The organism is Bacillus cereus group sp. BfR-BA-01355 (genome assembly GCF_022663675.1).
GTDB classification, from domain to species: Bacteria; Bacillota; Bacilli; order Bacillales; family Bacillaceae_G; genus Bacillus_A; species Bacillus_A thuringiensis_S.
In genome coordinates this window covers 1-245 of sequence record NZ_JAKUFY010000422.1, presented here as the reverse complement: position 1 = coordinate 245, position 245 = coordinate 1, and the positions used below count along the sequence as shown (strand labels likewise).

Sequence of the window (245 nt, the reverse complement as noted above, 5' to 3'; positions counted from 1 at the left end):
GACATGTTTGCAGGATTAGATGATCAGGCGAAAGCAAAAGCGAAGTCGATTTTAGAGCAAAAGAAATCTGGAAAATTAACGCATGAGCAAGCAAAAGAGGAATTAACAAAGCTAGGCGTGAAAATGCCGGAGAAAGGTAAACATGGAGACATGTTTGCTAACTTAGATGATCAGGCGAAAGCAAAAGCGAAGTCGATTTTAGAGCAAAAGAAATCTGGAAAATTAACGCATGAGCAAGCAAAAGA

At 39.2% G+C, this 245-nt stretch carries 1 pseudogene; it reads left to right on the top strand.

Annotated features, from left to right (window positions below):
* A pseudogene (locus tag MR167_RS32325) lies at positions 1–245 on the top strand (hypothetical protein); the annotation flags it as partial.